The sequence below is a fragment of the Pseudomonas sp. S2_A05 genome (genome assembly GCF_054668485.1).
The window spans coordinates 737037-763563 of record NZ_CP162775.1 but is presented as its reverse complement, the minus strand read 5'-3'; the positions used below and the strand labels follow the sequence as shown (position 1 = coordinate 763563).

Genomic DNA, 26527 nt, shown 5'->3' with positions numbered 1-26527 from the left:
GGTTTTTTCGCCCCGATAAGCCATATCGGGACTACTTCAAGGATGAAGCCCCAATGTCGAAAGATCACCAAAGCACACTGCAAAATCAGCCTCAACCCGGCTCTACCCATAGGGCAGGGTTCGAACCAACATCTGTGAAACCGTTACTCGTGGTGTCGCAGCAAACCATTAACAGCCCCGGTAACGGTGGCGGACTCGACGGCCTCGGGGGCGGTAGATTGCTCTGACAAGGGCAGCAAAAACACCGAATTTACGCCCTGTATCCAGTGCCTCACGCCTTGGCGGGAGGCGCCTTCGCCGGTGCCCTTATGAAATTGACAAACCGATCGACCCCGACCTGCCTTTCCGATTGCGGTGAAAACCTCAAAATAGAAACGTTCCTACATCAGAATTTCTGGAGGCCAAACATGATGGCCATCACCACCATTTCCAGCCGCGAGTTCAATCAGGACACCAGTGCAGCCAAAAAAGCCACGCGTCAAGGTCCAGTAATCATTACTGACCGAGGCAGGCCTGCCCACGTATTGCTCAGCATTGAGGAGTACCAGAAACTGACCGGTTGCGAGACCAGCATCGTTGAGCTGCTGGCGATGCCGAATGCGCTTGAAATCGAATTCGGACCCGAGCGCGCTGTAATCACTCCTCGCAGCGTGGACCTTTCCTGATGTTCCTACTGGATACCAATGTAGTTTCCGAGCTGCGCAAAAAACAAGCCGACAGGCATGTGGTGAAATGGGCAAACAGCGTTTCCCCAGCCAGCCTGTATCTATCTGCAATGACTGTGCTGGAACTGGAAACGGGCGTCCTGCGTATCGAACGTCGTGGCCCTTCACAAGGCCAGCTGCTGCGCAACTGGCTGGAACATCACGTCAAACCGGCGTTCTCTGGAAGAATCCTGCCTGTCGATACCAGCGTCGCCACCCGGTGCGCACGATTGCATGTTCCCGACCGCAGCAGTGAATGCGACGCCTTGATCGCCGCCACCGCGCTTGTGCACGGGCTTACGCTGGTAACTCGCAACATTGCGGACTTTCAACTCAGCGGCGTCAATCTGATCAACCCATGGATCGCTGCCAATAACTGACTGCTGAACACCCCGCCCTATCACCGGCGGGGCTTTTTTCATGGGCGTTGGGCAAAGATTGAATGCACAACCGTGGTATCGATCAGCGTCCGCTCACGCCACTGGTTGTTCTTCACCAGATAGATCTGCAAATGCTTGCGATCCTCGGTGAAATTCGCAGTCAGGTAGGTTTGCTGAGAGGTGCTTCCGCTGAGATACATGGGGACGCTGCCTTCCCAGTAGGAACTTCCTCCTCGGTATGCAGGTGGCCGGCGAAAATGGCCGTCACCTGGTACTTGTTGACCATGTCATGGAAACGCTTCTTCTGCTCGGGGCTGCCCTGGTGCCGCAAGGGTTTATGCATATTGATAATGATGGCGTAGCCAGACGCTCGCGCCAGTCTCAGATCAGTCTCGAGCCAGTCCAGTGCGTCGTTGATTTCGAACGTCGTCGGGTTCAACGGATGAGCAATCCGGGTGGTGTAGGTCGGCTCGTTATTGAGCTGAACCATATGCACTTCGCCGATATTTTTCGAATAGGCGAGGCTACCGGCATACGTCTTGCTCAGAAAACCGTCAGTGATTTTCAGATCAAAGTTATCGACTTTACCTTCATGATGTTCTTTGAACTCGACAATACTTCCTGCAGCACAGTTATTGGTAAAGCAATCATCAACATTGTTTTCATAGTCGTGATTGCCCAAGCCGTAAAGATATTCACCCTTGAAGTGCCTGTTCAGCGAATCCTTCATGAACGAGCGCTGCCAGCCATGACCAAAAGCGGTTATATCGCCATTGATCATCAAAGGAACCTGCGCTTGGGAGCCGTGTAGATTTCTGAATTCGGCAATGCTTGCAAGTTGGGTTTCAATCAGCCATTTCGAGCGCGCCGTGAATTCTGAATCCGATTCGGGCTCGCGGATATCAGTCTTGTCTGTCCACGGATATTGAGTATCCGAAGCAAAGACCATATATTTCGGCATGCCAGTTGTAGCCTGAGCGGTAATAGCCGAAGCTACCAGACAAGCACCCATAAAGGTGCTCATGAATTTATTCAAAGCCATGCTTGAAATTCCATTTCAATTAATTTTCGGTACGCAAAAGAAGTTTCGCGCGAACAGAACTTATTCGAATACCGCGAAAACTTCAAAGCCTTCACCTACAACAATCGAGTGAATATATTTCAGACCCAACAACTTACAACATACCAATCAATAGAAACCCGTAGCGTCCGGCCTGAGTTGTCGCCTGGACGAAAACAATCACGGGTGTTATTCAACTTGCGAAATCAACGGCAGTGGCGTGAACAAACAATTGAAAGGATGAACTAGCCACTTCGGCAAAAGCGTCCATACTCAACAAGTCAATTGATCTGCGTCAGGCTTTTGCGCAATCGCTACACCATCCGCATTTTTTACTCCAACGCGACCAAAGGTCGCACCCTTGAGCCTGAGCGGCAGGCGTATCATCACGCTACTGCAACAGCCCTTTTTGACTTCGGTTGGCACGTATCGACCGAGGCATTTTTCCACTGCCGTGGGATGCAATGATGAGCAATCAGATTCCGGTACACGACGTCACGCCACCGAGCAAGAACGCGAACAACAGCGTCGATCTTTATGCCTCACGAGAAAAAATCTACACCCGGGCTTTCACCGGCCTGTTCCGCAATCTGCGGATGCTCGGCGGTGCGGCGTTGTTTCTGCTGTATTTCGGCACGGTGTGGCTGAACTGGGGCGGTCATCAGGCGGTGTGGTGGAACCTGCCGGAGCGCAAGTTCTTCATCTTCGGCGCGACTTTCTGGCCACAGGATTTCATCCTGCTCTCGGGCCTGTTGATCATTGCCGCGTTCGGCCTGTTCTTCATCACTGTCTATGCCGGGCGTGTCTGGTGCGGTTATACCTGCCCGCAGAGCGTGTGGACGTGGATTTTCATGTGGTGCGAAAAGGTCACCGAAGGCGACCGCAACCAGCGCATCAAGCTCGACAAGGCGCCGATGAGCGCCAACAAATTCCTGCGCAAACTGGCCAAGCACTCGCTGTGGCTGTTGATCGGTTTTGTCACCGGCATGACCTTTGTCGGCTACTTCTCGCCGATCCGCGAACTGGTCATCGAGTTCTTCACCGGCCAGGCCGATGGCTGGTCGTATTTCTGGGTCGGTTTTTTCACCCTTGCCACGTACGGCAACGCCGGTTGGTTACGTGAGCAGGTGTGCATCTACATGTGCCCGTATGCGCGCTTCCAGAGCGTGATGTTCGACAAGGACACGCTGATCGTTTCCTACGACCCGCGCCGTGGCGAAAGCCGTGGGCCGCGCAAGAAAGGCATCGACTACAAGGCGCTGGGGCTGGGCGATTGCATCGACTGCACGATGTGCGTGCAGGTCTGCCCGACCGGCATCGACATCCGCGATGGCCTGCAGATCGAATGCATCGGCTGCGCGGCGTGCATCGACGCTTGCGACAGCATCATGGACAAGATGGATTACCCGCGCGGCCTGATCAGTTACACCACCGAACACAACCTCTCCGGGCAGAAAACCCATAAACTGCGACCGCGCCTGATCGGTTACGCCGTGGTGCTGCTGGCGATGATCAGCCTGTTGGTCGCCGCGTTCTTCATGCGTTCACTGGTCGGCTTCGACGTCAGCAAAGACCGCGTGCTGTACCGCGAAAACGCTGAAGGCCGGATCGAAAACGTCTACAGCCTGAAGATCATGAACAAGGATCAGCGCGACCACACTTACCTGCTGCAAGCCGAGGGGCTGCCGGACCTGCGCCTGCAAGGCAAGCGCGAGATCAAGGTTGCCGCCGGCGATATCGTCAGCATGCCGGTCGAGTTGTCGAGCGCACCGGAACAACTGCCATCGAGCACCAACGAGGTGAAATTCATCCTCAAGGATGCCGATGACGAAAGCGTCCACGTTGAAGCCAAGAGCCGATTCATCGGCCCACAAATCCGTTGAGAGAATTTTGAACATGCCCGCTGCAAACGCCGCAAGTCCCTGGTACAAGCACCTCTGGCCGTGGATCATCATCGCGATTCTGGCCTGCTCGGTGGCCTTGACCCTGTCGATGGTGACCATCGCGGTGAACAACCCGGACAACTTGGTCAACGACAACTACTACGAGGCGGGCAAAGGCATCAACCGTTCACTGGATCGCGAGCTGCTGGCGCAAACCCTGAAGCTGCGTGCGGCGGTGCATCTGGATGATGTGACCGGTGAAGTCGATCTGCGCTTGAACGGTGACAGCCAGCCGCAAACCCTGGAACTGAACCTGATCTCGCCGACCCAGCCGGAAAAGGATCGCAAGATCGTTCTGACCCGCAGTGGCAGCGAGAGCGGGCGCTACATCGGCCAGCTAAGCGACAAGGTCGAAGGGCGGCGCTTTGTCGAGTTGCTCGGCAGCCAGGACGAGCACGTGTGGCGCATGTTTGAAGAAGAGCTGGTCAGCCATGACAAGGAACTGCTGCTGGGGGATGAGCCACTGCAGGGTGCGGAAGACCTGAAGAAGTGAATCAAAATCAAGAGCCCCTCACCCTAGCCCTCTCCCGGAGGGCGAGGGGACTGATCTCGGTTGCTTGGAAGCGGGGCGTATGACAGTGACAATGTCAGCGACTGAAGCCGCTCTTCAGGCTTACACCGATCGGCTCCCTCTCCCTCCGGGAGAGGGCTGGGGTGAGGGCAAGCGAACACCCCCAATGCAAGGGCTCATACCCTCATCAATGCCATGACCACCCCAGTTCCCTGCTACCACTGCGCCCTGCCCGTCCCGTCCGGCAGCCGCTTCACCGCCGTCGTCCTCGGGCAGGCCCGGGAGTTCTGCTGCCCGGGCTGTCAGGCGGTGGCCGAAGCCATTGTCGCCGGGGGTCTGGAAAGCTATTACCAGCATCGCAGCGAAGCGTCGGCCAATCCCGAAGCGCTGCCGGTGCAACTGACTGATGAACTGGCGCTGTACGACCGCGCCGACGTGCAGCAACCCTTCGTGCGCCATGAAGGCGATCTGGCCGAAACCACCTTGTTGATGGAAGGCATCAGTTGCGCCGCCTGCGGCTGGCTGATCGAGAAACACCTGCGCACCCTGCCCGCCGTCGCCGAAGCGCGGTTGAACCTGTCCAACCATCGCCTGCACGTGCGCTGGGCCGACGCACAATTGCCGCTGAGCCAGATCCTCGCCGAGCTGCGCCACATCGGTTACGCCGCCCACCCGTACCAGGCCGACCGCGCCAGCGAACAGCTGGCCAGCGAGAATCGCCTGGCCCTGCGCCAGCTCGGCGTCGCCGGGTTGCTGTGGTTTCAGGCGATGATGGCGACCATGGCCACCTGGCCGGAATTCAACATCGACCTCAGTCCCGAGCTGCACACGATCCTGCGCTGGGTCGCGCTGTTTCTGACCACACCGATCGTGTTCTACAGCTGCGCGCCGTTCTTCAAAGGCGCGATGCGCGATTTGCGTACGCGCCACTTGACCATGGACGTTTCTGTTTCACTGGCGATCGGCAGCGCTTACATCGCCGGGATCTGGACATCGATCACCGGGGTCGGCGAGCTGTACTTCGATGCGGTCGGCATGTTCGCGCTGTTTCTGCTCGCCGGACGCTATCTGGAACGCCGCGCCCGCGAACGCACCGCTGCCGCCACTGCGCAACTGGTCAACCTGTTGCCCGCCTCGTGCCTGCGCCTGGATGCGAATGGCCAGAGCGAACGCATCCTGCTCAGCGAATTGCAGGTCGGCGAGCGGATTCTGGTGCAGCCGGGCTCGATTCTGCCGGCTGACGGCAAGATCATCGACGGTCAGTCGAGCATCGACGAATCGCTGCTGACTGGCGAATACCTGCCGCAGCCACGCACGCTCGGCGATGCTGTTACTGCGGGCACGCTCAATGTCGAAGGCGCATTGACCGTGCAAGTGCAGGCGCTGGGACAGGACACGCGTCTCTCCGCGATCGTGCGCCTGCTCGACCGCGCTCAGGCGGAGAAACCGCGTCTGGCGGAAATCGCCGACCGCGCCGCGCAATGGTTTTTGCTGCTGTCGCTGATTGCGGCGGCAGTGATCGGCCTGCTGTGGTGGCAACTGGATTCTTCACGGGCGTTCTGGATCGTCCTCGCCATGCTGGTGGCGACCTGCCCGTGCGCGCTGTCACTGGCGACGCCGACCGCCCTCACCGCCGCCACCGGCACCCTGCACAAACTCGGCCTGCTGCTGACCCGCGGCCATGTGCTGGAAGGCTTGAACCAGATCGACACGGTGATTTTCGACAAGACCGGTACGCTCACCGAAGGCCGCTTGGTGCTGCGCTCGATTCGCCCGCTCGGCGCGCTCGACAGCGAGCAATGCCTGAGCCTCGCCGCTGCGCTGGAAAACCGCTCGGAACACCCGATCGCCCGCGCTTTCGGGCGTGCGCCGCTGGCCGCCGAGGACGTGCACAGCACACCAGGCCTGGGCCTGGAAGGCGTGGTCGGTGAGCAACGCTTGCGCATCGGTCAGGCGCCGTTCGCCTGTGCCCTGAGCGGCGCGGCACTGCCGTCAATGCCTGATGAGGCCGGGCAATGGCTGCTGCTCGCTGACACCCACGGGCCGCTGGCGTGGCTGGTGCTCGATGATCGCCTGCGTGACGACGCCCCCGCCCTGCTCGCGGCCTGCAAAGCGCGGGGCTGGCGCACCTTGCTGTTGTCCGGCGACAGTTCGCCGATGGTCGCCAGTGTCGCCGCCGAACTGGGCATCGACGAGGCCCGTGGCGGCTTGCGCCCCGATGACAAACTGCAAGTGCTGCAGCAACTTCATCGCGAAGGTCGCAAAGTGTTGATGCTCGGTGACGGCGTCAACGACGTGCCGGTGCTGGCTGCGGCCGATATCAGCGTGGCCATGGGCTCGGCCACCGATCTGGCGAAAACCAGCGCCGATGCAGTGTTGCTGTCCAACCGCCTTGACGCTCTGGTGCAAGCCTTCACGCTGGCGCGACGCACGCGCCGGGTAATCATCGAAAACCTGCTGTGGGCGGCGCTGTACAATGGCCTCATGTTGCCGTTCGCCGCCCTCGGCTGGATCACTCCGGTGTGGGCGGCGGTCGGCATGTCGATCAGTTCGCTGACCGTGGTGCTCAACGCCCTGCGCCTGACTCGTCTGCCGAGCGCGCCGGCCGCCGGCAGCCCGATCCAAACCCGCCCGCTGCCGGCCTGAGCCGCGCGGGCTTGGAGTTACCGATGCCAGCTCTCTATGTGATGATTCCCGCTGCCTTGCTCATCGTCGCCATCGCCGTGTACATCTTCTTCTGGGCGGTGGACAGCGGCCAGTACGATGACCTCGACGGCCCGGCGCACAGCATTCTTTTTGACGATCAGGACCCCAACCACACCGCCGCGGTGGACGAAGCCAACGCTGGCAAACCGGACGACAAGGCGCCACCCCATGCTTGAACTGGCGCCGCTGCTGGTCTCGGCGCTGATCCTCGGCCTGCTTGGTGGCGGCCACTGTCTGGGCATGTGCGGCGGCCTGATGGGCGCGCTGACCCTGGCGATTCCCAAGGAGCAGCGCAGCCGGCGCTTTCGCCTGTTACTGGCGTACAACCTCGGGCGGATTCTCAGTTATGCCACGGCGGGGTTGCTCATCGGTCTGGCCGGCTGGGCAGTCGCCAACAGCCCGGCGGCGCTGTTCATGCGCGTGCTGGCCGGGTTGCTGCTGATCGCCATGGGTTTGTACCTGGCCGGCTGGTGGAGCGGGCTCACCCGTATCGAAGCGCTCGGGCGTGGCTTGTGGCGTTTTATTCAACCCGTGGCGAATCGCTTGCTGCCGGTTTCCAGCCTGCCGCGTGCCTTGCTGCTCGGTGCGCTGTGGGGGTGGCTGCCGTGCGGACTGGTTTACAGCACCTTGCTGTGGAGCGCGAGTCAGGGCAATGCGCTGGACAGTGCGTTGCTGATGCTCGCTTTCGGCCTCGGCACCTGGCCGGTGCTGCTCGCCACCGGGCTGGCGGCTGAACGGGTGACCGCGATCTTGCGCAAACGCAGCGTGCGCATGGCGGGTGGCTTGCTGGTGATCCTGTTTGGCCTGTGGACCCTTCCCGGCCCGCATCAGCATTGGCTTATGGGCCATTAAATGTGTGGCGCGGCCTTCGCGAGCAGGCTCGCTCCCACAGGTCTTGAGTACGCTGCAAATCCAATGTGGGAGCGAGCCTGCTCGCGAAGACGCCCGCACGAACAACACAAATCCTCGCCGTTGATGCAAATCAAGATGCCCTGTAACGCACTCCCCTAGACTCGCCACACTGCCAGCCTATCCGGGGGAATGCCCGCATGCTCGACGCCATTCGTTGGGACTCTGATCTGATCCGCCGCTACGATCTGGCGGGGCCACGCTACACCTCGTACCCGACTGCCGTGCAATTTCACGGTCAGGTCGGCACTTTCGACCTGTTCCACGCCCTGCGCGACAGCCGCAAGGCGCAGCGGCCGTTGTCGCTGTACGTGCATGTGCCGTTCTGCGCGAACATTTGCTACTACTGCGCCTGCAATAAGGTCATCACCAAGGATCGCGGTCGCGCGCAGCCGTATCTGCAACGGCTCGAGCAGGAAATCCAGTTGATTGCCTGCCACCTCGACCCGGCGCAAACCGTCGAGCAGCTGCATTTCGGTGGCGGCACGCCGACTTTTCTCAGCCACGACGAATTGCGCCAGCTGATGGCGCACCTGCGCAAGCATTTCAATTTGCTCAACGATGACTCGGGCGATTACGGCATTGAAATCGACCCGCGCGAAGCCGACTGGTCGACCATGGGCCTGTTGCGTGAATTGGGTTTCAACCGGGTCAGCATTGGCCTGCAGGATCTTGACCCGGCGGTGCAGCGCGCGGTCAATCGCCTGCAAAGCCTGGAAGAAACCCGCGCGGTGATCGATGCGGCGCGAACCCTGCAATTTCGCTCGATCAACATCGATCTGATTTATGGCCTGCCCAAGCAGACACCCGACAATTTCGCCCGCACCGTCGAGGAAGTGATCAGCCTGCAACCGGATCGCCTCTCGGTATTCAACTACGCGCACCTGCCGGAACGCTTCATGCCGCAACGGCGAATCAACAGCAGCGAACTGCCGAGCCCGGCGCACAAGCTGGAAATGCTCCAGCGCACCATCGAGCAACTGACCGCTGCCGGCTACCGTTACATCGGCATGGACCACTTCGCCCTGCCTGATGACGAACTGGCGATTGCCCAGGAAGAGCACACCCTGCAACGCAACTTCCAGGGTTACACCACCCACGGCCATTGCGACCTGATTGGCCTGGGCGTGTCGGCGATCAGCCAGATCGGCGATCTGTACTGCCAGAACAGCAGCGACCTCAACGCGTATCAGAACAGCCTGGCCAGCGCGCAGCTGGCGACCAGTCGCGGTCTGGTGTGCAACGCCGACGACCGCTTGCGCCGCGCAGTGATTCAGCAACTGATCTGCAATTTCAAACTCGAGTTCGCCGAGATCGAGCAGCAGTTCAACATCGATTTTCAAGGCTACTTCGGCGCGCTCTGGCCGCAGTTGCAAGGTATGGCCGAGGATGGCCTGATCAGGCTTGAGCGCGAGCGCATCGAGGTGTTGCCAGCGGGCCGATTGCTGGTGCGCTCGGTGTGCATGGTCTTCGATGCGTACCTGGAGCAGCAGAACCGCCAGCGTTTCTCACGGGTGATTTAAGGCTTGGTCAGCAACGAGCCGACTTTGAGGTTCTGATCAGGATTGAGCGCCGACTGGTTCATGACTTTCGACAGGGCGAGGTTGGCGGTGATCAGGCCACTGTTGAGGGCGGCGATGGCGCCCCGCAGTGCGGCGAGCTTGTTGATCTTTTCCTCGGTGGAGAGGGTTCTGTCTGACATGACCGCCGCCATCCGGGCTTTTTTCTCGATGATTTCTTTTTGGATCTTGCGAATCATCTTCAGCAACTGCTGGATGTTCTCCGGCAAGCCACTGTTGTCGATGTCACTGTTTTCGCCGCCGACAGCGGCGGATTTGGCGATGGCCGCGCCGGACAGCGACACTTTGACGCCCTCGACCAAGGTCGGGGTTGCCGTGTGCGACAAGTCTTCATCGCGATCGATTGCAGCGTCGGTGCTGGCCATCTCCGGCGAAGCGGCAACGCCGCTGCTGCCGGGGCTTAGCGTGCCAATGGCGGTCATCGGGGCCTTCCTTGGTTGAGTGCTGATAGCAGGTTATCGGCCGCCGGTGCTGCGGCTTTATGTCTGTAGGACAACGCCGGCACGTGCTGGCCTGAATGTCCTCCCGTGGGTTACCCTTACGGCTTATGTGTGTTTTCCCACAAGGATTGAAGAAATGTCCGAGCCAGTCAAACTGCGCGCTCACAACCAGGCCCATTGCAAGGATTGCAGCCTGGCCCCGCTCTGCCTGCCACTTTCTCTGAATCTGGAAGACATGGATGCGCTCGACGAAATCGTTAAACGCGGCCGCCCGCTGAAGAAAGGCGAATTCCTGTTCCGCCAGGGCGACACCTTTGATTCCGTTTATGCAGTCCGCTCCGGCGCGCTGAAGACCTTCAGCCTGAGCGATGCCGGCGAAGAGCAACTGACCGGCTTCCACCTGCCAAGCGAACTGGTTGGCCTGTCGGGCATGGACACCGAAAAACACCCGGTCTCGGCCCAGGCGCTGGAAACCACTTCGGTCTGCGAGATTCCCTTCGAACGCCTCGACGAACTCGCGCTGCAATTACCACAACTGCGCCGCCAGTTGATGCGGGTGATGAGCCGCGAGATTCGTGACGACCAGCAAATGATGCTGCTGCTGTCGAAGAAGACCGCCGACGAGCGCATCGCCACTTTTCTGGTCAACCTGTCGGCCCGCTTCCGCGCTCGCGGCTTCTCGGCCAACCAGTTCCGCCTGAGCATGTCGCGCAATGAAATCGGCAATTACCTGGGCCTGGCGGTGGAAACCGTGTCGCGGGTGTTCACCCGTTTCCAGCAGAACGAGCTGATCGCCGCCGAGGGCAAAGAGATTCACATCCTCGACCCGATCCAGCTGTGTGCGCTGGCCGGCGGCTCGATCGAAGGCTGATCACGACCCGCGGTTGAGCGAATCGTTTCAGCCGCGGGTATACTGCGCCGTTTGCAGCCCTGCCAGGACACCCCGATGGTCTTCGACTCCTTCGACATCAAATCCCTGATCCGCCCCGTGATCGACTTCCCGAAACCGGGCGTGATCTTTCGCGACATCACCCCGCTGTTCCAGTCGCCGACGGCCCTGCGCCTGGTGATGGACAGCTTCGCCCATCGCTACGTCGAAGCCGACTTCACCCACATCGGCGCCATGGATGCCCGTGGTTTCCTGATCGGTTCGGTGCTGGCCTATCAGTTGAACAAGCCGCTGGTGCTGTTCCGCAAGCAAGGCAAACTGCCGGCGGACGTGCTGGCGGAAGGTTATGCGACCGAATACGGCGAAGCGTTCCTGGAAGTGCACGCCGACAGCCTGTGCGAAGGCGATTCGGTGGTGATGTTCGATGACCTGATCGCTACCGGCGGCACGCTGATCGCAGCAGCCAACCTGATTCGCCGCATGGGCGCGCGGGTACATGAAGCGGCGGCGATCATTGATCTGCCGGAGCTGCAAGGTTCGCAGCGCTTGCAGGACATGGGTATTCCGACGTTTTGCCTGACGCAGTTTGCGTTGACCGATAAATAAACAGCGTCTGACAGGCCGCTTTCGCGAGCAGGCTCGCTCCCACAGGGGAATGCATTTCAACTGTGGGAGCGAGCCTGCTCGCGAAGGGGCCGGCAGCTACACCGCAGGACTTAGAGCCCCATCTGCTTGCTGATGATTTCGTTCATCACTTCCCGCGTTCCGCCGCCAATCGACAGAATGCGATTATCCCGATACAACCGCTCCACCAGGCTTTCACGCATGTAACCGAGCCCGCCAAGGATCTGCACGGCTTCGGTGGTGATCCGGTCCGAGGTGTCGGTGGCGAAGTTCTTCGCCATGGAAATCTCCTTGATCACGCTCTGCCCCGCCGCCATTTTCGCTGCTTGCCGATATGTGAACTCCCGCGACACTTCCAGCGCCGTGGCCATTTCGGCGAGCCGATGTTTGATTACCTGAAACTTGCCGATGGGTTTGCCAAACGCCTCACGCTCGCGCGCCCACTTCAGGCTCTCCTCCAGCGCCAATTGCGCCGTCATGTTGGCCATCAGCGCCAGCGCCAGGCGTTCGCTCTGGAAATTGCCCATGATGCAGGCGAAGCCCATGTTCTCGGCGCCGATGAGGTTTCCTACAGGCACGCGGCAATCGTCGAAGAACAATTCAGCCGTGTCCGACGCCCACCAGCCCATTTTCTTCAACTGCCTACCGACACTGAACCCCGGCGTGCCCTTCTCGATCAGCAACAAACTGATGCCGCCAAACCCCGGCGCACCGGTGCGCACCGCGACGGTGTAGAAATCGGCGCGCACGCCGCTGGTGATAAAGGTCTTGCTGCCGCTGACCCGGTAGAAATCGCCGTCACGCACGGCGCGGGTTTGCAGGTTGGCGACGTCGGAACCGCCACCGGGTTCGGTAACCGCCAAGGCGCTGATCTTTTCGCCGCTGAGCACTTGGGGGACGACCCGCTCTCGCACTTCAGGCCGCGCCCATTTGACGATCGGCGGCAGGCCGATATCCAGCGAACCCAGCCCCGCCACCAGCCCGCCTGAGCCACAGCGCATCAGCTCCTCACTGGCGGCGACCTTGGCGAACAGATCGCCTTCATGGCTGCCGCCAAGCGCCTCGGGATAGCCGATACCGAGAATGCCCGCCGCACCGGCCTTGAGGTACAGCTCACGGGGAAAGCTTTCGGCTTCTTCCCACTGATCGATGTCCGGCAGGATCTCGCGTTCGACAAAACGTCTGACGCTGTCACGGACCAATTGGTGGCTGGGGTCGAAGTATTCCTGAAAGGCAGGCATGGGCGAGCTCCACGGAGGGGTTCGCCGACGTTAACCGAGCGCTTGCTTGGTTATCAATGAAATTGTGTGAATCAGATGGACCGCGGCGCGGCCATCGCTGGCAAGCCAGCTCCCACAGGGTTCGGTGTGGACACATATGCTGTGGGTCACATCCAACACTGTGGGAGCTGGCTTGCCAGCGATGTGGCCCGAAAGGGCGATAGAGACTTACAGGGAGATAGGTTTACGCCCGGCAAACGAATGCGCCAGCGTGCCGCCGTCGACCAGCTCCAGCTCACCGCCCAACGGTACGCCGTGGGCAATCCGCGAGGCGACCAGGCCTTTGTTGTTGAGCAACTGCGCGATGTAGTGCGCCGTCGCTTCGCCTTCCACCGTCGGGTTGGTGGCGAGGATGACTTCAGTAAAGGTCCCCGCCTCTTCAATCCGCGCCATCAGTTGCGGAATGCCGATCGCTTCCGGCCCCAGGCCATCCAGCGGCGACAAGTGCCCCTTGAGCACGAAATAGCGGCCACGGAAGCCGGTCTGCTCCACCGCATAAACGTCCATCGGCCCTTCGACCACGCAGAGCAGCGTGTCATCGCGGCGCGGGTCGGCGCATTGCGGGCAGAGGTCGTCTTCGGTCAGCGTGCGGCACTGGCGGCAATGGCCAACGCCTTCCATGGCCTGGCTCAAGGCCTGGGCCAGACGGGTGCCACCGCTGCGATCACGTTCGAGCAACTGCAACGCCATGCGCTGAGCGGTTTTCTGACCCACGCCTGGCAAGGTGCGCAGAGCGTCGATCAGTTGGCGAATCAAAGGGCTGAAGCTCATGGGTAAACAGTCCGACTAAACAACGAGACGCGGTTTATACCCGCGCCTCTGGCCAGCGTCAAATCCTCAGTCCTGGGCGACCCGGACCACCAGTTTGCCGAAGTTGCGCCCTTCCAGCAGACCGATGAACGCCTCGGGCGCCTGCTCCAGGCCTTCGACCACGTCCTCGCGGAACTTCACCTTGCCGTCGCGTACCCACGGCACCATGTGGCTGATGAATTCCGGCTGACGATCACCGTAATCGTCGAAGACGATGAAGCCCTGAATCCGCACACGCTTGGTGAGCAAAGTGCGTTGCAGCATCGGCAGACGATCCGGGCCGGTCGGCGCCTCGGCGGCGTTGTAGCCGGCGATCAGGCCGCACAACGGGATGCGCGCCTTGGGGTTGAGCAACGGCAAGACCGCGTCGAAGACATGGCCGCCGACGTTCTCGTAATAGATGTCGATGCCGTTGGGACAGGCTTTGGCCAGTTGCTCGGCAAAGTCATCGGCCTTGTGGTCGATGCAGGCATCAAAACCCAGCTCCTCAACGACGTATTTGCACTTCTCGGCCCCACCGGCCACACCGATCGCGCGCAGGCCTTTGATCTTCGCCACTTGCCCGACCACCGAGCCGACGGCGCCGGACGCCGCGGCCACCACCAGGGTTTCGCCCTCTTTCGGCTGGCCGATGTCCATCAGGCCCATGTAGGCGGTCATGCCCGGCATACCCAGCACCCCGAGGGCCATCGACGGGCTCGGCAGGCCGGCCGGGATCGGCATGATGTTGCGACCGTCGCTGATGCTGTGGCTCTGCCAACCGGTGGCGCCAACCACCAGATCACCTACGTGAAATTTCGGATGATTGGACTGCTCGACCCGGCTGACCGCACCACCGGTCATGACTTCGCCGATTTGCACTGGCGCAGCGTAGGACGGAGCGTCGCTCATGCGCCCGCGCATGTACGGGTCGAGTGACAGGTACAGGGTTTTCAGCAGAACTTGACCGTCCTGCAGATCCGGCAGCGCCTCGCGCTCCAGACGGAAGTTCTCCGGGGTCGGCGCGCCGCTCGGGCGCGAGGCGAGGACGAAGCGTTGATTGAGGGTGAGAGGGTCGGACATGTCAGCGTCTCCTGTGAATGGGGAATTCGGTGTATAGGGAGCAGACCTTGGTAGCGGTGGTGTGTTCGATGTTTCTGCAGTTTTGACCGAGGCTCGCTCCCACTGATCATTCCCAAGCTCTGCGTGGGAATGCAGCCCGGGACGCTCCGCGTCCCGATCGCAAGCTGGAACGCGGAGCGTCCCCAGAAGCATTCCCACGCAGAGCGTAGGAACGATCCGCGCCGCGCAGAAACAAAAATGCCAGGCACAATGCCTGGCATTTTGTGTAGCTCATCTGCCGCCCAAAGGCGAATCAGAATGGCAGTTTCATACCCGCTGGCAGGTTCATGCCGGCGGTCATGCTGCCCATTTTTTCCTGGCTGTTGGCTTCGATCTTGCGCACGGCGTCGTTGACGGCGGCAGCGACCACGGCTTCCAGCATCTCTTTGTCGTCTTCGCTCAGGCCTTCGACCAGGCTTGGGTCGATGCTCACGCTTTTAACGTCGTGACGACCGGTCATCACCACGGTGACCATGTCGCCGCCGGCCTTGCCGGTGACTTCGGCGTTGGCCAGTTCTTCCTGCATCTTGGCCATTTTTTCCTGCATCTGCTGCGCCTGCTTCATCAGGCCGGCCATGCCACCTTTCATCATGGGAATCACCTCAAACGTACTTGGATAAAACAGCGCCCGGCCATCTTGGCCGAGCACCTTCAGTTATTAGCCTTGGGTGACCAAGGCGTCGACAGGTTCAATAGTATCGCTTCGCACCACCGCGCCGAACTGCTGAACCATCTGCTGGATGAACGGATCACCATGGATCGATTCCTCGGCCTCGCGCTGGCGATTGGCGCGGCGGCGGGAGGCGGCCTGGGCCGGGGTTTCCTGCTCGGGCTTGATCAGCTCGATGGTCAGCGTCAGCGTGCGCCCGTGGAACTGGTTCAACGCGTCGTTGAGACGACGCTGCTGCGTGGCGTTGAACAGCGCGCTGTGGGCCGGATCAAGGTGCATCAGCCAGTGGTCGCCGTCGACCGCAATCAATGTGCAGTTGGCGGCGATGCTGCCGGTCATGCCGGAAATCGGCAGCTTCGGGAACAGCTCCAGCCATTGCAGGGCCAGGCCGGTGGCCGGCGCGGCGGCAGGTTCCGGCTCGGGCTCAGGCTCCGGATCGGCGGCGTGTTCGCTGGCCAGTTCGTCGAGGTAGCTGTAGGCCGAATCCATGTCCGGCTCGATGTAGTCTTCATCCAGCGGTGGTTCGTCGTCCATGTCCATGCCCGGCGTAGCGGCATCGACCTCGGCGACGGACGGCTCGGGAATTGGCGCAGCGGCCCACTCCGGCGCATCCGGCACCACGCTGTCCGGGGTCGGCAGCGGCATCGGCGGCAGCTCGGGCTGCTCGCCAGCGGTTTCCAGCACCGGTTCGACGGCGGGTTGCTGTACTGGTGCCGGCTCGGCCTCGGCTTCCACCGGGTCGTTCCATGGCAGATCGACCACGGTTTCGACGGCGACTGGCTCAGGCTCCGGTTGCGCTTCGACAACCGGCACAACCGGTTCTGGCTCGGCAGCGGGCGCGGGTGCTGGCGCAGCAGCCGCAGCCGCAGCGACCACCGGCGCAGGCTTCGGCGCGGCAGCCACTGAGTTTGCGGAATCAACTGTGGCCTGGCTGATCCCCACTGGCTTTAGCGGTTGCCTCGGCGCGTCCGCCGTATCCGCCGGGCGGAACGCGAGCATCCGCAGCAAGACCATCTCGAAACCGCCACGCGGGTCCGGCGCCAGCGGCAAGTCGCGGCGACCAATCAGGCCCATCTGGTAATAGAACTGCACGTCTTCGGCCGGCAACGCCTGGGCCAGGGCCAATACGCGATCACGGTCGCCGTGGCCATTGTCGACCCCTTCCGGCAACGCCTGAGCGATGGCCACCCGGTGCAGCACGTTAAGAATTTCCGAGAGCACGCCGTTCCAGTCCGGGCCTTGCTCGGCCAGATGCCGCACGGCTTCGAGCAGCGCCTTGGCATCGCCCTCGATCAGCGAATGCAGCACGTCATAGACCTGACCGTGATCCAGCGTGCCGAGCATGGCCCGCACGTCGGTAGCGAGCACTTTGCCTTCACCGAACGCGATGGCCTGATCGGTCAGGCTCATGGCGTCACGCATCGAGCCGTCAGCAGCGCGACCAAGCAGCCACAGTGCGTCGTCTTCGAACGGTACGTTTTCTGCGGTCAGCACGTGGGTCAAATGCTCGACCACACGCTCGGGCGTCATGTTCTTCAGGGAGAACTGCAGGCAGCGCGAAAGAATCGTTGCCGGAAGTTTCTGCGGATCGGTGGTCGCCAGGATGAACTTGACGTAGGGCGGCGGCTCTTCGAGGGTTTTCAACAGCGCATTGAAGGAATGGCTGGATAGCATGTGCACTTCGTCGATCAGGTAGACCTTGAAGCGCCCACGGCTTGGCGCGTACTGCACGTTATCGAGCAGTTCGCGGGTGTCTTCGACCTTGGTGCGGCTGGCGGCGTCGATCTCGATCAGGTCGACAAAACGACCTTCATCGATCTCGCGGCACACGGAGCACTCGCCGCAGGGGCTGGAGGTGATACCTGTCTCGCAGTTCAGGCACTTGGCAATAATCCGCGCGATGGTGGTCTTGCCGACCCCGCGCGTCCCGGTGAACAGGTAGGCGTGGTGCAGCCGTTGGCTGTCCAAGGCATTGATCAGAGCCTTGAGCACATGGGTCTGGCCGACCATTTCGCGGAACGAGCGTGGACGCCATTTACGTGCAAGAACCTGATAACTCATCGAAAACCGTCGCAGCGAAGGAAGCAGAAGCGGCTAATGCTAGCGGAGCAAGGGCAAAATTGCATCCGGTGTCCTCGTCTAATATGGCTAAGCTGCATCAGCAGAGGCTTTTATCGGCTCGGGACGAGGAATTACCGGAGCGTTTATGCGGTGGGCCGTGGCGGCATTGCTGGGAATCAGCCTCAACGCGATGGCAGCGCAGGCGCCGTTGCGTTTCGCCGTGCCGGACAGTTGGGCGATGCCGATGGTGCAACTGCAAGGCGGCAGACCGACCCAGGGGATACTGCACGACGTCCTGCTCAGCCTGGCGACCCAGGTTGGCGCGCCGGCACAGTTCGTCGTCCTGCCGCGCGCGCGGGTACAGAGCGCCATGGAACACGGCGACATCGATGTGCGCTGCTATGCCGCACAGTCGTGGTTGCCGAATCAGTCCGGCGATTACATCTGGAGCGTGCCGTTGTGGTTTCAGCGCGACCTGCTGATCAGCCGCAAGGAACAACCGGCGCAGATCGATCCCGCCCGGCTGCCGCGCCAGGCCATCGGCACCGTCCTCGGTTACAGCTACCCTACCCTGCAACCGCTGTTTGACGCCGACCAGTTGCAACGCGAAGACGCGCGCAATCAGGAACAGGTACTGGAAAAGCTCCTAGCCGGGCGATACCGCTATGCGGTGAGCAATCAGTGGACACTGGACTGGATCAATCAACGCCTGCTGCCGGAGCAGCAGTTGCAAGGGGTCGCGGTGCTGCAGGAACAGAATATCGGCTGCTATGTGAGGAACGACCCGAACGTGCCGGTGCAGCGGATTTTACGAACGTTGCTGCGCATGAAAATGTCCGGCGAGATCGACGACATAATCAGGTTGTACACCGGCGCCTCTTCAACCACACCCTAGCTCCCACAGGGTTGGCCGGGTCAATAACCGTGCGACTCGCGGAATTTTGGCTCGCGGCTGTGGTGATAATCGATCCACTCGACCACGTCGTAAGGCAGATAAAGCTGCTGCCGGGCACGGGACACGGCGATGTACACGGCACAGATGCGCTGATCGAACTCGTAGGCATCCTTGAATTTCTCGTTACTGAGCAACGTCCGGGTCAACAGCACGCGCTTGAACTCCATGCCGCCAGCCCGCTCGGCCATCATCAACAGGCAGGCTTTGCCTGGCTCGATGATCTTTTGGCTCAGGCGAGTCAGGTCGGCAATCATGAAGCCGTTTTGCAACTGCGCCTCGATCCACAAGAAAGCTTCATCGAACTGGTTGGCGGCGCGCACCCGCTGCCAATCAGCCATGTCGCTGAAATACGGGTGCGGTCCTTTCTCGCTGGACCCGGCATTGTAGAAATCGCGGCGGAACAGTTCGATGGCGGTGGTCATGAAATGTTTGATGTCGTCCTGCGCTTCCCTGTCGGGAAAACTGAAGGCGCAACTGGAGTCGTGCAGATGGATGGCCCACATCATCGTGTCCCAGGGTGACGCGGTCAGCACCACGCAACCTTCGGGCGGCACGAAGGCTTGCGGGTAGTACTCGATATCGACGTCGGCGTGACGAGCGCCTTCGAACGGCACTTTGCTCTTGTGCGTGTGGCGCGAGATCAGCGGATTGACCAGGCGCTCGACATTGCGCCCCGAACGCACCGAATAGCAGATATCGCTCTGACGGACTTCACGCTTGCGCTTGGGCGCCTCGCCCGTGGCCTGCTGATATTCATCGCCGAGGGTGATCAGCACCTGCTGCCCGCGCTCGATGATTTGCAGCAGCGACGCCGGCACGTCCTGGCTTTCGTCGATGATCACATGGGTGTAGCGCGGCGGGACGCGGCAACCGGCCAGACTGGCGCGCTTGATCATGAGCAACGTCGGAAAACCGCTCTGGCTGGCCCAGGCCGGATTGGCTTCCAGATACACCCACAGGCGACTGGAATATTCCAGCAGCGCCTGTGAGTCTGCGCCGCTCAACGGCTGCTGAAAATGCGGCAGGTGCCTGGCGGATAGCGTGTGATCTCTTGAGGCGCAATACAGCTCCAGCACGCGCAGACAAACCTCCAGAGTGCCCTGCCCATCGTGGTGGCGAAAGCCGAACATATTCAGTTCCTGCGCCAGCGCCTGCCTGCTCGGGATACGCGCTGGCGTCCTGGCCATGTGCGATCGGGGGCCAAGCAACTGGGCCTGGGCAAAATCGTAGAAGGTCTGGCCAATTTCCGTGTCGTGCACTTGCACGATGTGCTTGCGCAACGTCGCCAGTTTCGCCGGGGTGCGCGCCAGCACCAGGGTGCGTTTCGAGCGCAGGCATTCGATCAGCGCGCTGAGCATGTAACTCTTGCCGATGCCCGCATAACCCTGCACGTGCAGGTCTTCGTCGAGGTTGGCGCGAAAGGTTCGCAACAGCTTGTCCTGCGCCGCGCTCAACCAGTGCTCGCGCTCGCGTGGCGTGACCATTTGCTGCCGAAACGGGTTGTTCTGTTGCTGGTGGCGGACTTTGTAGTCCACATCCCATTGCCCGCCGGGCAACAGGTATTCCTGCGCTGTGACTTCATCGGCCATGAGAAACCGCAGGTTCAGGCCTTTGAGCGCATTGAGGCCGAAATACAATTTGCGCGAATCGAAAAGACGCCGCGCCTCTGCAAGCAGTCCCGCCGATCCGGAGCGCCGGGAGGTGACAGACCAGTCAATGAGTCTGGCGAGAATTTTCTCCGCTGCGCTGGCACTCAGGTCCTTTTCCGTGGCCTGGGCAAGGTTCTGGATGACCAGCACCGCCGCCAGTTCCGGGTCGCTCAGGTTGGCGAGTGTCGCGACACCCTCGGGCTGCAACAGCGCCGTACACACATCATGGGTGATGGGCAGAAATACCGGGGTGGCCAAATCAAAATGTTCCGGGTGCATACAACCTCGCCGCCTGGGCCTTAATACAACACCAGATCAGTCCTGGTCATTCTCGTCGGGCATTTCATGGGACTGCGGCAAGTTTCTCTCACGGCTGGACTCGGGGCTGATCCGCAGCTCGAAGGAGTAACCGCCGAGCGTGCCGGACATGCCGCGTCGTTCAGTGCCGCTGGCCACCGCCGCCGCATCGATCTGCGCCTGCACTTCGTAGAGGGCCATTTCGAGCAGTTTGCGCAGGTGTTCAGGGTTTTGCGCGGTGGCGTGCAGTTGCAGGTCGTACTTTGCGGTCGGCGAGGCTGATGCGTGCTCGACGATCGCCGATTGTGCCTCGACCGGGACCGACTGTTCAGGCTCGTCTGCCGCGTTGAAAACAGCAGATGCCGCCAGAATCGCAGCGTGTTCTTCATCCATCAGGTCGAGCACTCGCGACAGCTCCAGCGTGCGCTCGGGCTGATCCTGCATCTGTGCTTTGACTTCCAGACGACGTAACTGCCATTCGCGCAGCTTTTCCCGGGTCAGATCGTCAATTTCACCCACTTGCCTTACCTCTCGTTGCCAGGCGGGGGAGTATGCCACTGTTCGCTGTCGACAGCCGCAAGGGCACTGGAAGCTGCCCGGCTGATCCGAGCATTTTTGCTGGCGGATCAACGCCACTAGCCAAATCGCAGGCATAAAAAAACCGCAGTGGGCAAACCCATGCAGTTCTCTGAATTCTCGGTAGGTTCGTTAAGGTGGTGCCCCCACCAGCCACACCCCGGCACACAATGTTCCCGCTGTGGCTGCTTCCTTCCGGATCTGACCAGGTTCACGGGTAATCGTTGCGGGGGGACCGATGGGGTCACCATAACGACGCTTGCCTGTCGGCGAGCCGCGCCATTGTACCTGTCTGAGATGAAGTTACAACCGTTGGTTGCAGATAAAAAATACCAACAGGTTCAAGGACATGCGGTGACGCCAAAAGATCGCAGCCTGCGCCAGCTTCTACAGGGCCAGGACTTCGTCTGCGCGACCGCCCGCATCCTGGATCACCAGATGAATGAAGTGCAGCTTGGCGATCGCCGCTGCCGGCAGTACGAACGGATAGAAATCCGGCTGGCCCATGCTGCGCGACAGTTCGTTGAGCATGCCCGCCAGCTCGATCCACGCATTGACGAATGACAGGAAAGCGCCACCGCCGGGGTGCTCCGGGTCGTACAGGGTGCTGGTCGGAAACGGCTGATAGTCGAAGTCCATTTCCCGCGCGCTCATGCCGAAGCCCAGCGCAGTATCCACGGCGTCCATCATGTGCAGGTAGTGCGCCCAGGTTTCCGCCCAGTCTTCCCACGGGTGCATGGTCGCGTAGGCACTGACGTAGTGCTGCGGCCAGTCCAGCGGTGCGCCTTGCTGGTAATGCCGGTCCAGCGCGTCGGCGTAACTGGCGCGCTCGTCGCCGAACAGGTTACGGAACGCCTCCAGCCAAGGGCCGTTGGCGATGAGGCGATCCCAGTAGTAGTGGCCGACCTCATGGCGAAAATGCCCGAGCAGCGTGCGGTAAGGTTCGTGCATCGCCGCCCTGACCTGTTCACGGTGAGCGTCGTCGGCCTCTTTGATATCGAGGGTGATCAGGCCATTGGCGTGGCCGGTCATCGGCGCGTTGCCTTCCAGGTCGACACCGATGAAGTCGAACGCCAGCCCGGTTTCTTCATCCGTGGTTTTCGGGATGACCGGCAAGCCGAGGGTGATCAGTTGCGCGACCAGTCGACGCTTGGCGATTTCGACCTTGCGCCAGCGTTCGGGATTTTCCGCGACGGACAGGTCGGGAATGGTGCGGTTGAGGCTGCAAGCGATGCACAAGGTGTCGTGATCGTTGGCCGGCAGCAGCCAGTTGCACGCGGCGGGCATGTCGAGGTTGGCGCAGCGGCGGAACAGTCCGGCGTCGGGATCGGCGTCGAGCGTCCAGGTGCCCTCTTCCGGCCCCGGCTGCAGCGAGGTCAGGCGACTTTCTTCAGGTTGATAGCCGAGCAAGGCGTTACAGGCCAGGCACTGACTGTTGCGAAAGAACAGCGACTGGCCGCAACGGCACGGCCAGACTTTGCTGTTGCGCGAGGATCCGGCCACGAACGGCGCGATGATGCGGGAACTGAGCTGCTCGAAAAAACGGTGCATGGCGATCTCTCCCTGGGACTGGCCAAGACTAGATCATTCTGAAGACAACATCGTTCCCACCCATAACCGCGCAGCCGGGTGATAGCACCATTGTGGTGAGGGGATTTATCCCCGCTGGGTTGCGAAGAGCCCCCCAAAACCATACAACGCGGTTAATCAGGTATACCGAGTCGTTCGGTTTTGCGACGACGGTGTCGCCGAACGGGGATAAATCCCCTCGCCACAGGTGTCCATCCGGACAGGGATAAATCCCCTCACCACAGGGGTTCATCCGGTCAGACAGCGACGCCGTGGGTTTTGAGGAAGGCGATAAACGCTTCCTCGTCCATGACCTTCACACCCAGCTCGTTGGCCTTGGTCAGTTTCGAGCCGGCACCCGGGCCTGCGACCACGCAATGGGTTTTCGCCGACACCGAACCGGCGACCTTGGCACCCAGGCTTTCGAGATGATCCTTGGCCACATCCCGGCTCATCAGTTCGACCTTGCCGGTCAGCACCCAGGTTTCCCCGGACAGCGGCAGACCTTCGACGACTTTCTTCTCGCTCTGCCAATGCATGCCGAAATCGCGCAACTGCTGCTCGGCCCGCTCGGCCAGTTGCCGATGCTCAGGCGAGGCGAAGAACTCGCGCACCGAGTTGGCCTGCTTCTCTGGCAATGCCTGGCGCATGTCCAGCCAGTCAGCGTTCATCACCGCTTCCAGCGAGCCAAAGCGGTCGGCGAGTTTTTGCGCACCACCGGGGCCGACGAAAGGAATGTGCAGTTTGTCGAGCAAGCCGCCCAGCGTGGTACTGGCGGCGAATTCGGCGCCCAACTCGCCTTGATCCTGAATCTGCAAACCATGGCCGAGCAATTCGCTGATGACCTGCTGGTTGTGCGCATCCTCAAAGAAACTGTGAATCTCGTGCGCCACTTCCAGGCCGACATCCGGCAGATAGGTCAGCACATGCGGCAAAGCCTGTTGCACGCGCTCCAGTGAACCCAGCGAACGCGCCAGCACCTTCGCCGTCTCTTCGCCGACATCGGGAATGCCGAGGGCGTAGATGAAACGTGCCAGGCTCGGTTGCTTGCTGTCTTCAATGGCTTTGAGAAGCTTGTTGCTCGATACCTCGGCGAAGCCTTCCAGATCGACGATGTCGTCGAACTTCAGCGCATACAGATCGGCCGGCGAGCTGACCAGGCCTTCGTCGACCAGTTGTTCGACGCTCTTGTCGCCCAAGCCTTCGATGTCCATGGCCCGGCGCGAGACGAAGTGAATGATCGCCTGTTTCAGTTGCGCACCGCAGGCCAGTCGGCCGACGCAGCGATACACCGCGCCTTCGCTGAAGGTTTCCTTGCCCTTGCTGCGCTTGACCAGTTGCGTGCGTTCAACGTGGGAGCCGCACACCGGGCAACTTTCAGGAATGGCCACCGGGCGCGCGTCATCGGGGCGACGCTCGGTAACTACCTGCACCACTTGCGGAATCACATCGCCGGCGCGGCGAATGATCACCGTGTCGCCGATCATCAGGCCCAGACGCGCGACTTCGTCCATGTTGTGCAACGTGGCGTTGGCCACGGTGACGCCGGCGACTTTCACCGGTTTCAGGCGCGCCACGGGAGTTACCGCACCGGTGCGGCCGACCTGGAATTCCACGTCGAGCAGCTCGGTGAGTTCTTCCATCGCCGGGAATTTGTGCGCGATCGCCCAGCGCGGCTCGCGCGCACGAAAGCTCAGTTCACGCTGGTCGGCAATGCTGTTGACCTTGAACACCACGCCATCGATTTCATAGGCCAGCGAGTTACGGCGCGCGCCGATGTCGCGGTAATACTCCAGGCACTCATCGATGCCCTTGGCCAGCTTCAGTTCGTGACTGATCGGCATGCCCCACTTCTGCAACTGCTTGAGGTTGCCGATGTGGGTGTCGGCAATATCGTGGGACACCTGGCCAATGCCGTAGCAACAGAATTCCAGCGGCCGGTTGGCGGTGATCTTCGAATCGAGCTGGCGCAGGCTGCCTGCTGCCGCGTTGCGCGGGTTGGCAAAGGTCTTGCCGCCGATTTCCAGCTGCGAAGCATTGAGGCGCTCGAAACCGGCCTTGGACATGAACACTTCACCGCGCACTTCCAGCGTCGCCGGCCAGCCTTCGCCATGCAGCTTCAGCGGAATATTGCGCACAGTGCGCACGTTGACGCTGATGTCTTCGCCGGTGGTGCCATCGCCACGGGTGGCGCCGCGCACCAGCAGACCATCCTGATACAGCAGGCTGACCGCCAGGCCATCAAGCTTCGGCTCGCAGCTGTATTCCACCGCCGCGCCGCCACCAAACAGATCGCCGGCCGGCACGTCGAGGCCTTCGTTGACGCGGCGATCGAACTCGCGCATGTCGGATTCTTCGAAGGCGTTGCCGAGGCTGAGCATCGGAATTTCGTGACGCACCTGAGTGAACGCGGTCAACGCCATGCTGCCGACGCGCTGGGTCGGCGAATCGCTGGTGATCAGTTCCGGGTTGGCCGCCTCCAGTGCCTTGAGCTCGTGGAACAAGCGATCGTACTCGGCATCGGGAATGCTCGGCTCGTCGAGAACGTGATAGCGATAGTTGTGCTGATCCAGCTCAGCGCGCAGCTCTAGAATGCGGGTTTTGGCGGCGGTCATGGGTGTTCTCTCATAAAGCAAAAGAGCAGCCGAGGCTGCTCCAGTTTTATTCCATTATCGGCGGCGGGGCCAGAAGATCGCAGCCTCGTTGCACTCGTCAGCTCCTACAGTATCGCGATCCTCTGTAGGAGCTGCCGAAGGCTGCGATCTTTTGATCTGGCCTTAGCGCTTCTGGGTCAATGCGCGGCGTTCGAATTCGACGATGCGCTGACGGTAATGCTCAATCGTCTGCGCGGTCAGTACGCTGCGCTGATCGTCTTTCAATTCGCCGTTCAATTCCTGGGACAGCTTGCGGGCTGCCGCAACCATCACGTCGAAGGCCTGCTTTGGATGACGCGGGCCTGGCAGACCGAGGAAGAAGCTCACCGCCGGAGTGCTGAAGTGGTCGATGTCGTCCAGATCGAAGATACCCGGCTTGACCGCGTTGGCCATGGAGAACAGCACTTCGCCGTTGCCGGCCATGCTTTCGTGGCGGTGGAAAATGTCCATCTCGCCGAAACGCAGGCCGCTTTCGAGAATATTCTGCAGCAGCGCCGGGCCTTTGAAGCCGGCCGGGTCGCGGCAGATCACGCTGATCACCAGGACTTCTTCGGCTTGCGGCTGATCTTTTTCCGCCACGGCCGCTGCAGGCTTGCTGTCTTCGGCGAAATCGTCGTCACGGCTGCTGAAGCTCGGGCCGCCGTCCAGATCGAGGTCGAGGTTCAGGTCGCCCTGCGCCGGGCCGTTGCTGCCGCGCTTGCCACGTTTCGAACCGGACTCACGCGGTTCGCGGGCTTCGCGGTTGGGCATGCTCACCGACGGCAGATCGTGCTCGTCCAGTTGCGGCTCTTTGTGCGTATCCAGGACGCGGGCCGGGCCCAACAGCTCGGCGCTGGTGTCCTCGTCCGGCAGATTGGACAGGCTCCGGTCGAGACGGAATTTCAGCTTTCCCTTGCCGCCGCGCATACGGCGCCAGCCATCGAAAAGAATACCGGCTATCACAATGATGCCGATGACGATCAGCCACTCGCGCAGACCGATTTCCATGTAATCCCGTGCCTCTATAAAAAATGCTGAAAAATAAGGGGTTTACACTGCGTAAACCGCTTTAAAACGTGGCGCCAACTCTATGTTCTGACAGGCGTTTTGCCCACGTATACGAAAAATTGACATTAAACTAGCACGACCAAAGACAACTTTACACCGTCTGTCTCATTTG

General features: G+C 60.9%; 22 protein-coding genes, 1 other RNA gene and 1 pseudogene. 11 read left to right on the top strand and 13 right to left on the bottom strand.

What is annotated here, in order from left to right; genetic code table 11:
• Window positions 1-410: 410 nt before the first annotated feature.
• Both AB4O12_RS03535 and AB4O12_RS03530 read left to right on the top strand, forming a co-directional pair.
• The gene (locus AB4O12_RS03535; RefSeq protein ID WP_315435821.1) at window positions 411-665 is read left to right on the top strand and encodes a type II toxin-antitoxin system Phd/YefM family antitoxin; all 255 of its coding nucleotides are present in this window, start codon (window positions 411-413) and stop codon (window positions 663-665) included.
• Complete coding sequence (locus tag AB4O12_RS03530) at window positions 665-1084, top strand: type II toxin-antitoxin system VapC family toxin (protein ID WP_150635814.1); 420 nt, start codon at window positions 665-667, stop codon at window positions 1082-1084. The genes AB4O12_RS03535 and AB4O12_RS03530 overlap by 1 nt, the downstream gene beginning before the upstream one ends.
• Window positions 1085-1122: 38 nt before the next feature.
• Here the strand turns inward: AB4O12_RS03530 and AB4O12_RS03525 are convergent.
• A pseudogene (locus AB4O12_RS03525) lies at window positions 1123-2126 on the bottom strand (metallophosphoesterase family protein).
• A 485-nt stretch (window positions 2127-2611) separates the two neighbouring features.
• Here AB4O12_RS03525 and ccoG point away from each other — a divergent pair.
• The 6 genes from ccoG (at window position 2612) to hemN (ending at window position 9736) form a co-directional block, all read left to right on the top strand.
• Window positions 2612-4027, top strand: a complete 1416-nt coding sequence (gene ccoG / locus AB4O12_RS03520) for a cytochrome c oxidase accessory protein CcoG (protein WP_016773872.1) — start codon at window positions 2612-2614, stop codon at window positions 4025-4027.
• Between the two features lie 13 nt (window positions 4028-4040).
• Window positions 4041-4580 (top strand): FixH family protein, encoded by a 540-nt coding sequence (locus AB4O12_RS03515; protein ID WP_056784237.1) that lies wholly within the window; start codon window positions 4041-4043, stop codon window positions 4578-4580.
• Between the two features lie 213 nt (window positions 4581-4793).
• Complete coding sequence (locus tag AB4O12_RS03510; RefSeq protein WP_460060345.1) at window positions 4794-7244, top strand: heavy metal translocating P-type ATPase; 2451 nt, start codon at window positions 4794-4796, stop codon at window positions 7242-7244.
• Between the two features lie 23 nt (window positions 7245-7267).
• The gene (gene ccoS / locus AB4O12_RS03505; RefSeq protein WP_039763029.1) at window positions 7268-7480 is read left to right on the top strand and encodes a cbb3-type cytochrome oxidase assembly protein CcoS; all 213 of its coding nucleotides are present in this window, start codon (window positions 7268-7270) and stop codon (window positions 7478-7480) included.
• Window positions 7473-8156 (top strand): sulfite exporter TauE/SafE family protein, encoded by a 684-nt coding sequence (locus tag AB4O12_RS03500; protein WP_041479091.1) that lies wholly within the window; start codon window positions 7473-7475, stop codon window positions 8154-8156. Before ccoS ends, AB4O12_RS03500 begins: the two co-directional genes overlap by 8 nt.
• A gap of 197 nt (window positions 8157-8353) precedes the next feature.
• Window positions 8354-9736 (top strand): oxygen-independent coproporphyrinogen III oxidase, encoded by a 1383-nt coding sequence (hemN, locus tag AB4O12_RS03495; protein WP_236169137.1) that lies wholly within the window; start codon window positions 8354-8356, stop codon window positions 9734-9736.
• On the opposite strand, the gene AB4O12_RS03490 is transcribed toward hemN, so the two are convergent.
• Window positions 9733-10215 carry a hypothetical protein gene (locus AB4O12_RS03490; protein ID WP_460060344.1) on the bottom strand — a complete coding sequence of 161 codons (483 nt, stop codon included), beginning with the start codon at window positions 10213-10215 and terminating at the stop codon, window positions 9733-9735. The two genes, hemN and AB4O12_RS03490, sit on opposite strands and share 4 nt — an antisense overlap.
• Before the next feature lie 154 nt (window positions 10216-10369).
• Between AB4O12_RS03490 and fnr the strand changes: the two genes are divergently transcribed.
• Both fnr and AB4O12_RS03480 read left to right on the top strand, forming a co-directional pair.
• A complete protein-coding gene (gene fnr, locus AB4O12_RS03485; protein WP_016773865.1) occupies window positions 10370-11104 on the top strand; it encodes a fumarate/nitrate reduction transcriptional regulator Fnr in 735 nt (244 codons plus the stop codon).
• Window positions 11105-11179: 75 nt separating this feature from the next.
• A complete protein-coding gene (locus AB4O12_RS03480) occupies window positions 11180-11728 on the top strand; it encodes an adenine phosphoribosyltransferase (RefSeq protein ID WP_024012326.1) in 549 nt (182 codons plus the stop codon).
• A 110-nt stretch (window positions 11729-11838) separates the two neighbouring features.
• Here AB4O12_RS03480 and AB4O12_RS03475 read toward each other — a convergent pair whose 3' ends face one another.
• The 5 genes from AB4O12_RS03475 to dnaX all read right to left on the bottom strand — a co-directional run bounded on the left by AB4O12_RS03475 (window position 11839) and on the right by dnaX (window position 17668).
• Window positions 11839-12987 carry an acyl-CoA dehydrogenase family protein gene (locus AB4O12_RS03475; protein WP_150741394.1) on the bottom strand — a complete coding sequence of 383 codons (1149 nt, stop codon included), beginning with the start codon at window positions 12985-12987 and terminating at the stop codon, window positions 11839-11841.
• Window positions 12988-13194: 207 nt separating this feature from the next.
• Entirely contained in the window at window positions 13195-13797 is a 603-nt protein-coding gene (gene recR, locus AB4O12_RS03470; RefSeq protein ID WP_016773861.1) for a recombination mediator RecR, read from the bottom strand.
• 66 nt (window positions 13798-13863) lie between these two features.
• On the bottom strand, window positions 13864-14898 hold the full coding sequence (locus AB4O12_RS03465; RefSeq protein WP_236169138.1) for an NADP-dependent oxidoreductase: 1035 nt from the start codon (window positions 14896-14898) through the stop codon (window positions 13864-13866).
• 292 nt (window positions 14899-15190) lie between these two features.
• The gene (locus AB4O12_RS03460; RefSeq protein ID WP_003223337.1) at window positions 15191-15529 is read right to left on the bottom strand and encodes a YbaB/EbfC family nucleoid-associated protein; all 339 of its coding nucleotides are present in this window, start codon (window positions 15527-15529) and stop codon (window positions 15191-15193) included.
• A gap of 66 nt (window positions 15530-15595) precedes the next feature.
• Window positions 15596-17668, bottom strand: coding sequence for a DNA polymerase III subunit gamma/tau (gene dnaX, locus AB4O12_RS03455; protein ID WP_252877777.1), 2073 nt, complete (start codon window positions 17666-17668; stop codon window positions 15596-15598).
• 145 nt (window positions 17669-17813) lie between these two features.
• Here dnaX and AB4O12_RS03450 point away from each other — a divergent pair, with 145 nt between their 5' ends.
• Complete coding sequence (locus AB4O12_RS03450; RefSeq protein ID WP_206420728.1) at window positions 17814-18563, top strand: substrate-binding periplasmic protein; 750 nt, start codon at window positions 17814-17816, stop codon at window positions 18561-18563.
• Between the two features lie 20 nt (window positions 18564-18583).
• Here AB4O12_RS03450 and AB4O12_RS03445 read toward each other — a convergent pair whose 3' ends face one another.
• From AB4O12_RS03445 to zipA, 6 genes are all read right to left on the bottom strand, one after another.
• Entirely contained in the window at window positions 18584-20551 is a 1968-nt protein-coding gene (locus AB4O12_RS03445; protein WP_460060341.1) for a hypothetical protein, read from the bottom strand.
• A 36-nt stretch (window positions 20552-20587) separates the two neighbouring features.
• Window positions 20588-21088: a hypothetical protein gene (locus tag AB4O12_RS03440; RefSeq protein WP_460060340.1), complete on the bottom strand. Its 501-nt coding sequence runs from the start codon at window positions 21086-21088 to the stop codon at window positions 20588-20590.
• A 201-nt stretch (window positions 21089-21289) separates the two neighbouring features.
• Window positions 21290-21386, bottom strand: an RNA gene (gene ffs / locus AB4O12_RS03435) — signal recognition particle sRNA small type.
• 146 nt (window positions 21387-21532) lie between these two features.
• Complete coding sequence (locus tag AB4O12_RS03430) at window positions 21533-22696, bottom strand: zinc-binding metallopeptidase family protein (protein ID WP_460060339.1); 1164 nt, start codon at window positions 22694-22696, stop codon at window positions 21533-21535.
• A gap of 275 nt (window positions 22697-22971) precedes the next feature.
• Window positions 22972-25329, bottom strand: a complete 2358-nt coding sequence (ligA, locus tag AB4O12_RS03425; RefSeq protein ID WP_460060337.1) for an NAD-dependent DNA ligase LigA — start codon at window positions 25327-25329, stop codon at window positions 22972-22974.
• Between the two features lie 162 nt (window positions 25330-25491).
• Window positions 25492-26355 carry a cell division protein ZipA gene (gene zipA, locus AB4O12_RS03420; protein ID WP_016773851.1) on the bottom strand — a complete coding sequence of 288 codons (864 nt, stop codon included), beginning with the start codon at window positions 26353-26355 and terminating at the stop codon, window positions 25492-25494.
• Between the last annotated feature and the right edge of the window lie 172 nt (window positions 26356-26527).